This is a genomic window from Streptomyces sp. NPDC001816, assembly GCF_042892235.1.
GTDB lineage: Bacteria > Actinomycetota > Actinomycetes > Streptomycetales > Streptomycetaceae > Streptomyces.
On sequence record NZ_JBIATY010000008.1, the window covers coordinates 274,861 to 286,509 of the forward strand.

An 11,649-nucleotide genomic window follows, 5' to 3' on the forward strand; every position below is an offset into this window, starting at 1 on the left:
TCGAGGGGTGATGGCGCATGAGCGGACTGCGCGTGGTGCCGACCTGGCGGCACGGCCACGAACGGCTGTACGTCTGCGGCCCGGACGGAGGGAACATCGCCTGGTACGACCGTGAGACCGGCCGGGTGAACCTGATCGCCGAGGACCGCGAGGCGGATGTCTTGGAGGCCCTGAAGCCGTTCCTGACCGGCCCGGTGACCGTGGGCCCACCCCCCGTGCCCACACCCGCGGAACTGGCCCGGCTGACCCTGCACCCGGACGACGACCTCGCGCCCAACCGCCCCGGCGAGGCCCTGCTCGTCGCCCTCGACCGGGACCCCGGCCCCGCCCACCGCCTCCGCCCGGACCCACGCCGCCGCGCCCTGACCGCGGAGCAGGCCGTCGGCGACGCCCTGGACCAGCTGGAAGGCGCGGGCTGGCACACCCTGCATTCCATCCCCCTCCCGGGCGGCGACCGCATCCACCACCTCCTCATAGGCCCCGGCGGCCTCTACGTCGTCCACGCCCTCTACGCCCGCAAACAGCGGGTCCAGGTGGCCGACCCGATGGTCACCCTGGGCCGCCACGACCCAGAGCCCCTGCTCCGCCGCCTCCGCGCCACCACCGACCGCGCCTCCTACGCCCTCACCGCCGAGGTCCACCCCGTCCTGGCCCTCGTCGACCCCACCGACGTACGCATCACGACCCCACCCCGAGGCATCCGCATCCTCCACCACACCGACCTGGCGACCCTGGCCCGCCCGGGCGGAGTACTGAAGCCGGCGGACGTGGAGGCACTGCATGCGATGGCGCGGGATCGGGGGGTGTGGGGGAAGTTGTGAGGGGGGGCGGAGGCGGCTGGTCGGTTTGGACTGTGGGGGCGGGGGATTTAGCTGGTGTGGCCTGGGGGGCCTGGGGGGCCTGGGGGGCGGCAGCCCCCAGCAGGGGTCACAGGGGACGGAGTCCCCTCGATGGGACGGGTAGGGGCGGCGGGGGCGAGAACAACCCTCCTCAGGGCAACACCACCGACCGCCCGGAATCCAGCAGCGGCGCCAGCAGATCCCCATGGTCCTGCAGGCGCGGCCCCATGTCCCCGGCCACAAACTCCATCTGCCCCGCAGCCCGACACTCCGCGACCTCCCCCCACGTCACCGGCGCAGACACCAACGGAACCCGCCGCGCCCGCAGCGTGTACGGCGCCGCCGTGGTCTTGCGCCCCGCGTTCTGACTCCAGTCCACGAACACCTTCCCCGGCCGCAGACTCCGCGTCATCCGGTGCACCACCAGCCGCGGCATGGCCCGCTCCGCCTCCACCGCCAGCGCCTTCGCATACTCACTGGCCCGCTCGGACGAGCCCCCGCGCACACCCGCCAGCACATGCAGCCCCTTCGACCCCGCCGTCTTGGCGTACGCCTCGATCCCGTCCGCAGCCAGCCGCTCCCGCAGCCACAGCGCGACCTCGCAGCAGTGCACGATCGTCGCGGGCGCCCCGGGATCCAGGTCGAACACCAGCCGGTCGGCCTCCTCCGGCGACTGGACCAGCCACTGATGCGTGTGGAACTCGGTCACCAGGTTCGCCGCCCACACCAGACTCGCCAGGTCCTGTACGACCACCATCCGGGCCGGCCCCTCCGACCGCGGGACCTCGGCGGTCGTGACCCACTCGGGCGTACCCGGCGGCACGTTCTTGGTGAAGAACACCTGCCCGTCCGGCCCGTCCGGATAGCGCAGGAAGGACACCGCGCGGTCACGCAGATGCGGCAGCAGCACCTCGGCGCTGGTCGCGTAGTAGTGCACCAGCTCCCCCTTGGTGAAGCCGGTCTCCGGATACAGCACCTTCTCCAGGTTGCTGAGCGCGACCCGCCGCCCCTCCACGTCGGTGATAGGCGTCATAGGATGACCATTCCAGGCATACAGCCACGTAACACCAGAAACCGGAAGGAAGGGTGCTGCACGTGCGATCCATTTGGAACGGCGCCATCTCCTTCGGTCTCGTCAGCATCCCGATCAAGCTGGTGAACGCCACCGAGAGCCACTCGGTCTCCTTCCGCCAGATCCACACCGAGGACGGCGGCCGCATCCGCTACCGCAAGGTCTGCGAACTGGAGGACCGCGAGGTCAGCGGTGCGGAGATCGGCAAGGGGTACGAGGACGCGGACGGCACGATCATCCCGATCAGCGACGAGGACCTCTCCCACCTCCCGATCCCGACCGCCCGCACGATCGAGATCGTCGCCTTCGTGCCGGCCGACCGGATCGACCCGCTCCAGATGGACGCGGCCTACTACCTCGCCGCCGGCGGAGCCCCCGCCGCCAAGCCGTACACCCTCCTGCGCGAGGCCCTCAAACGCAACAACAAGGTCGCCATCGCCAAGTACGCGCTGCGCGGCCGCGAACGCCTGGGCATGCTGCGCGTGGTCGGCGACGCCATCGCCATGCACGGCCTGCTCTGGCCGGACGAGGTACGCGCCCCCGAAGGCGTCGCCCCGGACGTGGACGTCACCGTCCGCGACAAGGAACTGGACCTCGCGGACGCCCTGATGGACACCCTCGGAGAGGTCGAGCTGGAGGACCTGCACGACGAGTACCGCGAGGCGCTGGAGGAGGTCATCGCGGCGAAGGCGGCCGGCGAGACCCCGCCCGAGGCCCCCGAGCCCGCCGCCGGCGGCAAGGTGCTCGACCTGATGGCGGCCCTGGAGAAGAGCGTGCGCGCGGCCCGTGAGTCCCGGGGCGAGGAACCGGCCCCGGCCGAGGAGGCCGAGGTCAGACCCCTCGCGCGCGGCCGGACCACCCCGAAGGAGACGGGCGGCAAGAAGTCGACGGCCACGGCGGCGAAGAAGACGGCCGCGAAGAAGACGACGCCGCCCAGGAAGTCGACGGCGAAGACGAGCGCCGCGAAGACGACCGCGGCGAAGACGACGTCCAAGTCCACGGCGACGACCGCGAAGACGACGCCCAAGTCCAAGGCGAAGACCACGAAGACGGCGTCCAAGGCGTCCACGGCGTCCACGGCCAAGACGACCGCGAAGAAGACCCCGGCCAGGAAGACGGCGTCCCGCAAGCGCTCGGCCTGACGTCCGCCGTCCGGATGCGGCCCGCGGACCGATCACCGACCATGAGAGACGCTGCTGCTCGGAGCACGGTCGCGGTGCTGGCGATCGTCCAGGCCTTCGACCCCGCCCGCGTGCCCACCGCCACGATCTGCCTCCTCCTCACGGCCGCGGGCCTCGGCACGACCAGCGGCTCGGTCCTCGCCTTCATGCTGCTGTCCGACCTGGCCCTGGCGGGCTGCGTGTACGCGTACGGTCGTATGCGCACGGCGGGTACCACCCCCGCGGAACCGGGCCGCCCGGCCGCCACGAGGATCACCGGCCGAGAGAGAGGCACGGCCGACGGCTGAAGATGACCCCTGATTCCCTCCCCCGAGGTGGGACTACTCGGGCACGATGAGGGGGTGACATACATGGTGACCGTGGCCATGGCCCCTCCCAAGGGCGCTCCCGAACTCGACGCGCTCCAGCGCGAGGGCGTCGTCTTCCTGCTGAGGAAGGGGTTCGACTCGCTGGAGGCGATCGAGGGGCCCGACGGCATGGAGATCGAGCTGATGGACGACGTCATCGCCGCCCATCCCGGAGGCGTCCTGCTGAAGCTCTTCGTCGACGCACCGGCGCTGGAGTTCGCGGAGGACGCCGCCCGTGAGGTCGTGGCAGAACTCCTGGAACGCACCGAACCGCTCGCCGACTGGCAGATCACCCGGTGCGCGGTGGAGCTGAACTCCGAACTCCTCCAGGAGAGCCTCGACGCGGCCGACGGCCCCGACGCCCCGCCGTCCGACCCGGCGGAACGCGCCCGACGCCACCGGGTCGCCGAACCCGCCCCGGCCCCGGGCCGTCTCGACCCGGCCGAGGTCGAGGCCATGCGCTGCAGACTCCGCGCCCTGGCACCCCTGCTGGCGGCCTTCCCCCTCGACTGCTTCGGCTACGGCGACGATCCCGAGCAGCGGACCGTCGGCCGGGAGGCGGCGGAGGTCGCGGCCGGCGCCCTCGTGTTCGCCATCGACCTCCTGGTGGACGAACTCTTCACCGACCTCGCGAGCCTGGAGGACGACGGTCCGACCGTGGCCGAGAGCGACGCCACCTTCATGCTCCTGGACGACCTGCCCCCGCAGTTCGCCGACGAGTACACCGTCCTGTTCGCCCGCCGCCTCACCGTCACGGCGGTGACCCTGACCGCCCGCCTCACCCAGCCGCATCCCACCCGTCCGACCTGCATCGCGGAAGAACTCCTGCTGAGATTCCTCCTCACCCAGGCCGAGGTGACGGCCGACCTCTACGACCTCCTGACCGAGGAGGTCGGCGCGGCCCTGGAGGCCTTCGCCGACAACATCGAAGGGGACCTCACCGAGGACGACCTGGACATCGGCCCCACCGGAGCGGGCGACTGGTTCACCCCCTACGACGACGAGGGCTTCGTCCACCCGTACGCCGCGAACGACGACGAGGAGTCGATGCAGGGCCCCAGCGCGCGATAGCCGTTGGCGGGAGACATGCGGCCGACGGCACGCCCTACGCCGCGTTACGCCACACCTTCACGTCCAACGTGGCGTACGTCGTCCCGGACGAGCCCCGGTACGTCACCAGCCCCACGTGCCCCGTCCCGCTGATGACACACATCTGCTGCCCCACGGCCAGGTCCTTGACCCAGACGTAGCTCTTGTAACCGGTCGCCGCCTTGCACGCGTCCAGGCTCCCCTGCCGCCCCACGGGCAGCAGGGCGAGCGAGCTGCCGGAGGTGGTGCCGGGGGCGAGGACCGCGCCCGAGGAGTAGACGGCGTAGGTCAGATCCTCGTCGGAGGTACCGGTGTCCGCCTTGGCCCGCACCGGGCTGTCCGCCAGGTACAGGTCGTGGCTCTTGGTCATCCGGATCCCGGCGTACATCACCGGGACGGGCGCCTTCGGAGCCGCGGGCTTGCTCGCCGCCGTGCTCGGCGGCGCCGAGGACACGGTCCGCGTGGGCGTCGGGGGCCCCGAAGGGCTGGGCGGCACAGCGGACTTGCTGGCCTTCGCCTTCTTCGAAGCCTTGGCGGACGGCGAGCCGGACGCCGACGCCGACGGCGACGGCTCTGCGGTCGCGGCCGAGTGCGACGCGGCCACTTCCCGAGCCTGCGCCCCGCCCTTGTCACCGCCCCCCGGAACGAACAGCCAGGTGACGGCCGCCCCACAGGCGACGAGTACGACAGCGGCCGCGGACAACAGCCACATCCGTCCCTTGCGCCCCTTGCCACCCGCGGCCACCGGCGCCGTCTGCGCGTCGGCCGGGACCTGCGCCTGCGGCCCGCCGACCGGAGCGTACGCACCCGGCGCGGCCCCCGGCGCCATGACGAAGGGCTCGGGCAGCGCGGCGTGGGACGGCGGGGTGGGGGCGTAGGCGGCCGGCGGCCCGAACGCACCGGGACCGGCGGAGGGAAAGGCGCCAGGAGCGCCAGGAGCGCCAGGAGTGCTGGGAGCGCCGGGAGCCTGGGGAGCACCGGGACCGCCGACTTCCCCGAATGCCCCGAAAGCGCCCGCGGGCGGAGTGGCCTGAGCCGTCGTACTACCCGTATCGACGACCCGCCCCCGCCCCCGACCCGGCCCCCGAGCCTGATCGGCGTCCGCGGCCCGAGCCTCGATTCCCGCGGCCAACTCGCCCGGCAGCCACGCCCCGGACGCGAACCGCGCCTCGTCACCGCGGTACGCCTGGATCTCCTGGACGGAGCGGATGACCTCCTCGACGGTGGGCCGCTCGGCGGCGGGCTTGCGCAGACACCGGGCCACCAGATCCTGAATCTCGGCCGGCACACGGCTGAGATCGGGCTCCGCGTGCACCACCCGGTACAGCACCGCGTGCGGATCCCCGTCACCGAACGCGGCGCCGCCCGTCGCCGCGAACACGGCGGTCTGCCCGAGCGCGAACACGTCAGCTGCGGGGGCGGCCTCCGCACCGAGCACCTGCTCCGGTGCCATGTAGGCGACCGTGCCCAGGGCCGTACCGCTCTGGGTCAGTGACGTGGCGTCAGCCGCGCGCGCCACACCGAAGTCGATCACGCGCGGGCCGTCGGAGGCGAGCAGCACGTTCGACGGCTTGAGGTCCCGGTGCACGATGCCTTCGCGGTGCACGGCCTGGAGCGCCTCCGCGACACCGGCGATCAGCCGCAGCACGGTGTCGACGGGCAGCGGCCCGTGATCGCGTACCGCCTCGGAGAGGGAGGGCCCCGGCACGTAGGCGGTCGCGCACCACGGCACGGCGCCCTCGGTGTCGCTGTCCACGACGGGAGCGGTGTAGATCCCGTGGACCCGGCTCGCCGCGGCCACCTCGGCCTGGAACCGCTTGCGGAACTCGGTGTTCTCGGCCAGTTCAGGGCGGATCACCTTGACCGCGACGGCCCGTCCGCCCGGGGTGTGCGAGAGATAGACCCGCCCCATGCCGCCGGCCCCGAGCCGGGCCACCAGCCGGTAGCCGCCCACGGACCGCGGATCACCGTCCTCCAACGGCTCGAAACTCCCCGCATCGGGCCCACTGTTACTCAACACGCCCCACCCCACACCGAGATCTGCTCCGTCGGACCCATTGCATCACGGGCCTCACGCGGCTTGTCCCGGCACCGTGGTGACGCTCCAGCAGCGTCGCCGCTCCCGTGCAGCCTCCAATACGCCTCACGCCTCACGCCTCACGGCGGCATTAATCGGACAGCCGGGCACCTGGGAGACTGCGAACGTCCCATCCCTCCGCCGGTGTCTCGGCCGCCGCCTCCTCCTCCTGCTCCTCCTCGGCGGCGGGCTGCCCAAGCTCCTGCGCAGCCGAGAAAGGAGGCGAGAGCGGCGCTGCCTCGCCCGTCCAGATGCGGTAGAGATGACGGATCGCTGCGATATCGGCGTGGTCCTTCGGCCTGGCTGCTGCGATCTTCCACCGCAGAATGTCTCCGAGCCGCATGAAGGGAACGCCGTCGATGACATCGGCGTCGTCGATCAGCCGGTCGGTCGACCAGCCTGGGGTCCAGCGGTCCATGATTTCGATGGAAGCCGTCGGATGGACAACCCTCAGGCCGTATCCCGAGACCGTCGACTCCGGAGCGCCCAGCGCGAGGGCCCGCTCCCAAGCCTCACCTCGGGCGAGAACGTCCAGATCTCCCATGCGAGCACGTAGACCGCGGACGTAGAGCGCGGCAGACCCGCACACCACGTACTCGCCGCGCGGCATTTTCAGGGCGGCTAAGGCGGCGAAGAGGCCATCCGCATCGCTCAGGAGCACATGTTCTCCCAGGAGTTGAGGGTGTGCTGCGCCGCTGATCCGGCGACAGCAGGTGACGCCAGCATGTTGTACGCCAAGGCACTGTCCGTTGTCATACGCACGAGCCGCACCTTCGAGCTTCGCAAACGAGTTCGTTCCGGAATGCCGCGCGGCTGAGCTTCTACCGAGTCGCCCGCTGCCCGCTGCCTCCATCAGGCGCCTGTGTAATCACTGCTGAGGCCGGCGTGCGCTTGCTCGGCTTCCAAGCGGTAGGTAGATGGACAGCGCGCCCCTGGTCCGCCATGCTGCCCTGGCGGTGATGGGCCGGCGCTGGCTACGTTGTGTGAGGGGCGGGGATTGATGGAGCAATCGCAGGTCGAGGCTATGCCGCCGGAGCACATCCGTTACCGGTTGACGCGCCCCCAACGGCTGCTGTCCATGCTGCCCGCCATCGTCGTGATGGCGTTCCAGGTCTTGCTCTGGTTGGACGGCGGACCGGTCGGTCCGGTATTTGCCTCACTGCTCATGTGGGGTGTCCTGTTGCCCGTGGCGCTGACCACCTCGTGGCCCTTCGGGGTCACTCTCACGCCGTCGGCGGCCATCGTGCACAACCTCCGCCGCAGGACCATCCCGTGGTCGAACGTCCAAGCCATCCAGATCGAGTCTCTCTTCGGAAGCCGGACCGTCGTCATCTACGAGGCGGGCGGCCGTCGTACCCGGCTGCGGGCGCCGATCACCGGGTTCCTCAGCTGGGATCGCGGCTTCGAGGAGAAGTTCCACACCATCGGTAGGTGGTGGCTGGATCACCGGGGCCCGGACTGGGCTCCTGTCCCGCCGCCGGGGGCACGGTGGGGTGGCCCACTGGCGCCCGACGGGAACCCTTACGCCCCTCCCGCGTAGTCAGTACCTGATCTCGCACCTCCGGGCGGCGGAGTTTCAGTGCGTGCGTGCCTGCGTGCATGGGTGCCTGGGGCAAACCACGGGGGGCTGTCCAGAGACCACGGCGTTTGCGATAGCTCGCGATCGCTGCGTACCAACGACAAAGAGCGGGACCCAGTGAGACTGTCGGCGTTGTCACGCAGTCGGGCACTCACCCGCCCACTGCGGAACCGCGCACGCCGTGTTTGATGTCGTGCTGTGTCGTGGACACAGTCAAGCCGAGATCCAACTGCTGTCTCCCCTGGGCGGGCTCCGCATTGTTCGGAGCTGCCATGGGCTGCGTCGCCTGGTCGCTGACCGTCTGGGCGCGGGCGTACTGCGACGCGGGTTACGACGCCGGCGGACGCTTCGAACTCAACTTCTTGCTCCCCGTGGTCGTGGGAGCCGAGGCCCTCGTTGGGCTCGTGGCGTTGGCCATCGGCCGACGCCTGGTGCTTCGCGCGCCGACGGCGGTCCGCGTCTCACTGCCGACGCTGCTGGTGGTTGTTGCGACAGTGGGCCTGGCATGGTGGTTCTTCGCGACCCGAGGGACGCTGGACGGCTATCCCGGCGACTCCGGCCTCTGCCCCGTGAGTAACGTCCCGCCACAGTGGCCTGGCTGGATCCCCGTCTGATCAGCCACAACTGATCACCGGCGGCAGTGACTCGTGGCTGCTGAATCGATTGACACTCTGGGACCGGGTTTTCGTCAGCTGAAGGGGTGGGGGCTCGTGAAGGGGTGTCTGGTCATGGGGTGTGCGCCGCTTGTCGCACTGCTGCTCCTGTTCAGTTTCATCTGCACGACGGAGCAAGAGTCGGCCCCCGGGCTGCGGGACAACCTCAGTGGGCTTGCGCTGTTTGCCCTTGTCCTCGGTGTCGGCGCAACCCTTTGTGCACTGGCGGTGGCTGCCCGGGGATCCGAGGTTCTGCAGGTCACCGCAGGCCTGGTGTGCGGCTTGCTGCTCGTCGCGGCTGCCTACCGGACGTACACGCTCACGCCGATGCTGAAGTGCTGGGGTTCCAGTGCCACTGCGCGCGGGCAGGACGGCTCGTACACCTGCTACGACCGCTGACGGGTGCCCCGACGAGTGGGCTCACGAGTTGCGCCGGGCCGTTCAGGTCCTGGGGAGGTGGGTGCCCGGCGTCTTGTCCGACTCCGTTTGCCGCTTGGTACGGAGCACCTCCCAGGTCGTTCCCACCAGAAAGCCCGCCGCGAGCAACCCGATCACGATCGACCCCTGCAGAATTCCGTCGGCGTCGCGTCCGTCGAGGTACGCAACGTGGCGGACCTCGGTGGGGCGTACGGGGTTGTATGCGACGGGTATGTGCTCTCCCGGCTTCGCATTGTTCGCCGAGCTGGGCGTGACATCGACATCCGCGCGCACGGGGCCGGACGGTGTGCTGAAGCGGACGGTCACGGAAGTCGCCCAGCCTTCCTCCGACCGGCTGGTGATCTCGACTACCGTCGCGTCGGTCCTGCGGCCTTGGTCCCGGAGGTTCGCCAGCACCTGGTACTCCTGGCCGGCTTCCCACCCCATGATTCCGGCCATGGTGGCGAACATCAGGAAACCCGTGGCGGCCAATCGGACTTTGGCCCAGCGGGGGGCCACCAGCCACGATTCCGGTCCGAGCCGCAGCAGCCCAGCCACGAGGTGGCCCGGCGAAGGAACGGCCCAGCCCTGGCGGCGTACCAGCCTGGAGATACCGTCCGTTGCAGTCAGTGCCACCGCCCAGCCGAGAACATAGAGCCACAAGGGCCCCAGCGGCCCGAACGCCATCCACACCACGATGGCCACGGCGACCGCGAGTGCCCTCCACCCGACGGGAGAGCCGTACTCGTCCCGGCCACCGCCCAGCACGGATTCGCGCTCATCCATCTGCGCCTCCACACCTCGTCACGAGATGAGACTCACTGGCTGCCGCGCTGGTTGTAGTAGTACCTGACCGTCCCGCGTCAGAGGCCTCGCCGCATCCGGGTTTCACCAGCACCGATGCCCCAAGATCCCGTCCACGAACCCCGACATACGCCCGCCCCGGGCCGCGCACGGCTGCATAGACACGAAGACCCTGTACTCAGCATCTCCGCTGGTGACGGGATCTTTGGGCACCTCAGGAGATCCCGGAGGGGAAGGAGCGCGGCGCCGAGGTGAAATCGTCGTAGCCGTAGCCGTAGCCGTAGCCGCAGCCGCAGTAGCGTCACGGCCCGGTCGGTCGGTCGGTCGCGCACAACGGGGTGCTTTGTCTGTTGACTTGACGCCTGCTCCACGGGTCTGTGGGATGCCGAACTCAAGGGGCCGCATCTCAGGGGCGGGGGAGCGATGCGTTGGGCGCGGACGACGAGGCGGTTCCGAACGGTACCCCGCACGGCGCAGCCCCGTACGCACACGCGCTGTTGACCGGCACCTGTGTGCTTACTCATCGATGACACGACGAAGGCGGCACCCCCGTCGCAGGGCGCGCCGCCTTCCAGGGTTGCCGGTCGGCGTCGGGCAACGTCGACGGCCCAGGGAAGACCTCAGCCTGGCTGCCGCGCTGGTCGGCAGCGTCCTTGGCAAGCAGGTCCAAGGCGTCGTTGTGGAACCGGCGTTCGGCGTCGCGGCACGGGGCGCTGAAGAAGGCCCGTTGGGCTTCGGCAAGATCGCAGTCCATGAGGCCCATGGTGACGAACACGGCTTCCACCCCATGGCACCCGTTGTCCTTGAGGAACTGCTGGAGGACGTCCGTATCGCCACTTGCCTCCCAGACGGGCCGGGCGGTTTCCCGCATGGCAGCGATGCGCGCTGATCGTTCTGCGTCGAAGCCCACTGGACCCGCCTCCCTGGGTTGGCTCGCAGGCTATCGCCAGGGGGTGGGGCGCGCCGGCCCATTTCAAGCGGCGTGCGCGGCTGGTGGGCGGAGGGTGAAGAGCCATCCATCGCGCAGTAGGGCCCAGAGCACATCGACGGGTCGACGGGCGAGTGCGATGACGGCTTGGACGTGCTTGCAGCCCTCGCGTCGCTTCTTGAGGTAGTAGTCGCGGTTGGGGCCGTCGCGGATGCTGCTGGTCTGGGCGGCGAGGCAGAAGACGCGGCGCAGGCGCCGGCTGTAGCACTTGGGGCGATGGAGGTTGCCGGTGCGGCGGCCGGAGTCCTTGGGAACGGGCACGAGACCAGCCGCGGAGGTGAGGTGTCCGGAGTCGGGGTAGGCGGAGAGGTCTCCCGCGGCGACGATGAACTCGGCGTCCAGGATCGGGCACCGTCGCATCCAGGCGGTGGTCTCCCGCAAGGGCTCCCCGAACATCGAGGGCCTGGGCAAGCTCCGCTACGTCGTCGAGCAGACCTTCGCGCTGCTCCACCAGTTCAAACGCCTCGCGCTCCGCTGGGAACGACGTATCGAACTCCGCAACTCCTGCCTATCGTTGGCTTGTAGCCTCATCTGCTGTAGACGCATCAAGAAGGCCGGATCATGATCGCGCTACGAGCTCACGGAAAAGGCTTTGAGCGAGGC

12 protein-coding genes and 2 pseudogenes are annotated in these 11,649 nt (G+C 70.2%); 8 read left to right on the forward strand and 6 right to left on the reverse strand.

What is annotated here, in order from left to right; genetic code table 11:
* The first annotated feature begins 17 nt into the window (after window positions 1–17).
* Window positions 18–821 (forward strand): nuclease-related domain-containing protein, encoded by an 804-nt coding sequence (locus ACFYZZ_RS28495; RefSeq protein ID WP_389181608.1) that lies wholly within the window; start codon window positions 18–20, stop codon window positions 819–821.
* A gap of 169 nt (window positions 822–990) precedes the next feature.
* On the opposite strand, the gene ligD is transcribed toward ACFYZZ_RS28495, so the two are convergent.
* Window positions 991–1,872, reverse strand: coding sequence for a non-homologous end-joining DNA ligase (gene ligD / locus ACFYZZ_RS28500; RefSeq protein WP_389181611.1), 882 nt, complete (start codon window positions 1,870–1,872; stop codon window positions 991–993).
* Window positions 1,873–1,934: 62 nt separating this feature from the next.
* Between ligD and ACFYZZ_RS28505 the strand changes: the two genes are divergently transcribed.
* The 3 genes and pseudogenes from ACFYZZ_RS28505 (at window position 1,935) to ACFYZZ_RS28515 (ending at window position 4,510) form a co-directional block, all read left to right on the forward strand.
* A complete protein-coding gene (locus tag ACFYZZ_RS28505; RefSeq protein WP_389181615.1) occupies window positions 1,935–3,053 on the forward strand; it encodes a Ku protein in 1,119 nt (372 codons plus the stop codon).
* Window positions 3,054–3,088: 35 nt separating this feature from the next.
* A pseudogene (locus tag ACFYZZ_RS28510) lies at window positions 3,089–3,379 on the forward strand (MFS transporter); the annotation flags it as partial.
* A gap of 63 nt (window positions 3,380–3,442) precedes the next feature.
* A complete protein-coding gene (locus tag ACFYZZ_RS28515; protein ID WP_389181923.1) occupies window positions 3,443–4,510 on the forward strand; it encodes a hypothetical protein in 1,068 nt (355 codons plus the stop codon).
* Window positions 4,511–4,544: 34 nt separating this feature from the next.
* Here the strand turns inward: ACFYZZ_RS28515 and ACFYZZ_RS28520 are convergent, their stop codons facing one another.
* Entirely contained in the window at window positions 4,545–6,548 is a 2,004-nt protein-coding gene (locus tag ACFYZZ_RS28520) for a protein kinase (RefSeq protein ID WP_389181617.1), read from the reverse strand.
* Between the two features lie 148 nt (window positions 6,549–6,696).
* Window positions 6,697–7,266, reverse strand: coding sequence for a hypothetical protein (locus ACFYZZ_RS28525; RefSeq protein WP_389181620.1), 570 nt, complete (start codon window positions 7,264–7,266; stop codon window positions 6,697–6,699).
* 339 nt (window positions 7,267–7,605) lie between these two features.
* Between ACFYZZ_RS28525 and ACFYZZ_RS28530 the strand changes: the two genes are divergently transcribed.
* From ACFYZZ_RS28530 to ACFYZZ_RS28540, 3 genes are all read left to right on the forward strand, one after another.
* Complete coding sequence (locus ACFYZZ_RS28530) at window positions 7,606–8,145, forward strand: hypothetical protein (RefSeq protein WP_389181623.1); 540 nt, start codon at window positions 7,606–7,608, stop codon at window positions 8,143–8,145.
* Between the two features lie 311 nt (window positions 8,146–8,456).
* The gene (locus ACFYZZ_RS28535) at window positions 8,457–8,798 is read left to right on the forward strand and encodes a hypothetical protein (RefSeq protein ID WP_389181626.1); all 342 of its coding nucleotides are present in this window, start codon (window positions 8,457–8,459) and stop codon (window positions 8,796–8,798) included.
* Between the two features lie 33 nt (window positions 8,799–8,831).
* Window positions 8,832–9,236, forward strand: coding sequence for a hypothetical protein (locus tag ACFYZZ_RS28540; RefSeq protein ID WP_389181628.1), 405 nt, complete (start codon window positions 8,832–8,834; stop codon window positions 9,234–9,236).
* Between the two features lie 42 nt (window positions 9,237–9,278).
* Here the strand turns inward: ACFYZZ_RS28540 and ACFYZZ_RS28545 are convergent, their stop codons facing one another.
* The 3 genes and pseudogenes from ACFYZZ_RS28545 to ACFYZZ_RS28555 all read right to left on the reverse strand — a co-directional run.
* Window positions 9,279–10,052, reverse strand: coding sequence for a DUF3592 domain-containing protein (locus ACFYZZ_RS28545; protein ID WP_389181631.1), 774 nt, complete (start codon window positions 10,050–10,052; stop codon window positions 9,279–9,281).
* A 526-nt stretch (window positions 10,053–10,578) separates the two neighbouring features.
* Window positions 10,579–10,968 carry a hypothetical protein gene (locus tag ACFYZZ_RS28550; protein WP_389181634.1) on the reverse strand — a complete coding sequence of 130 codons (390 nt, stop codon included), beginning with the start codon at window positions 10,966–10,968 and terminating at the stop codon, window positions 10,579–10,581.
* 63 nt (window positions 10,969–11,031) lie between these two features.
* Window positions 11,032–11,394, reverse strand: a pseudogene (locus tag ACFYZZ_RS28555) (transposase); the annotation flags it as partial.
* A gap of 19 nt (window positions 11,395–11,413) precedes the next feature.
* Here ACFYZZ_RS28555 and ACFYZZ_RS28560 point away from each other — a divergent pair.
* A complete protein-coding gene (locus ACFYZZ_RS28560; RefSeq protein WP_389181637.1) occupies window positions 11,414–11,611 on the forward strand; it encodes a hypothetical protein in 198 nt (65 codons plus the stop codon).
* The last annotated feature ends 38 nt before the right edge of the window (window positions 11,612–11,649 follow it).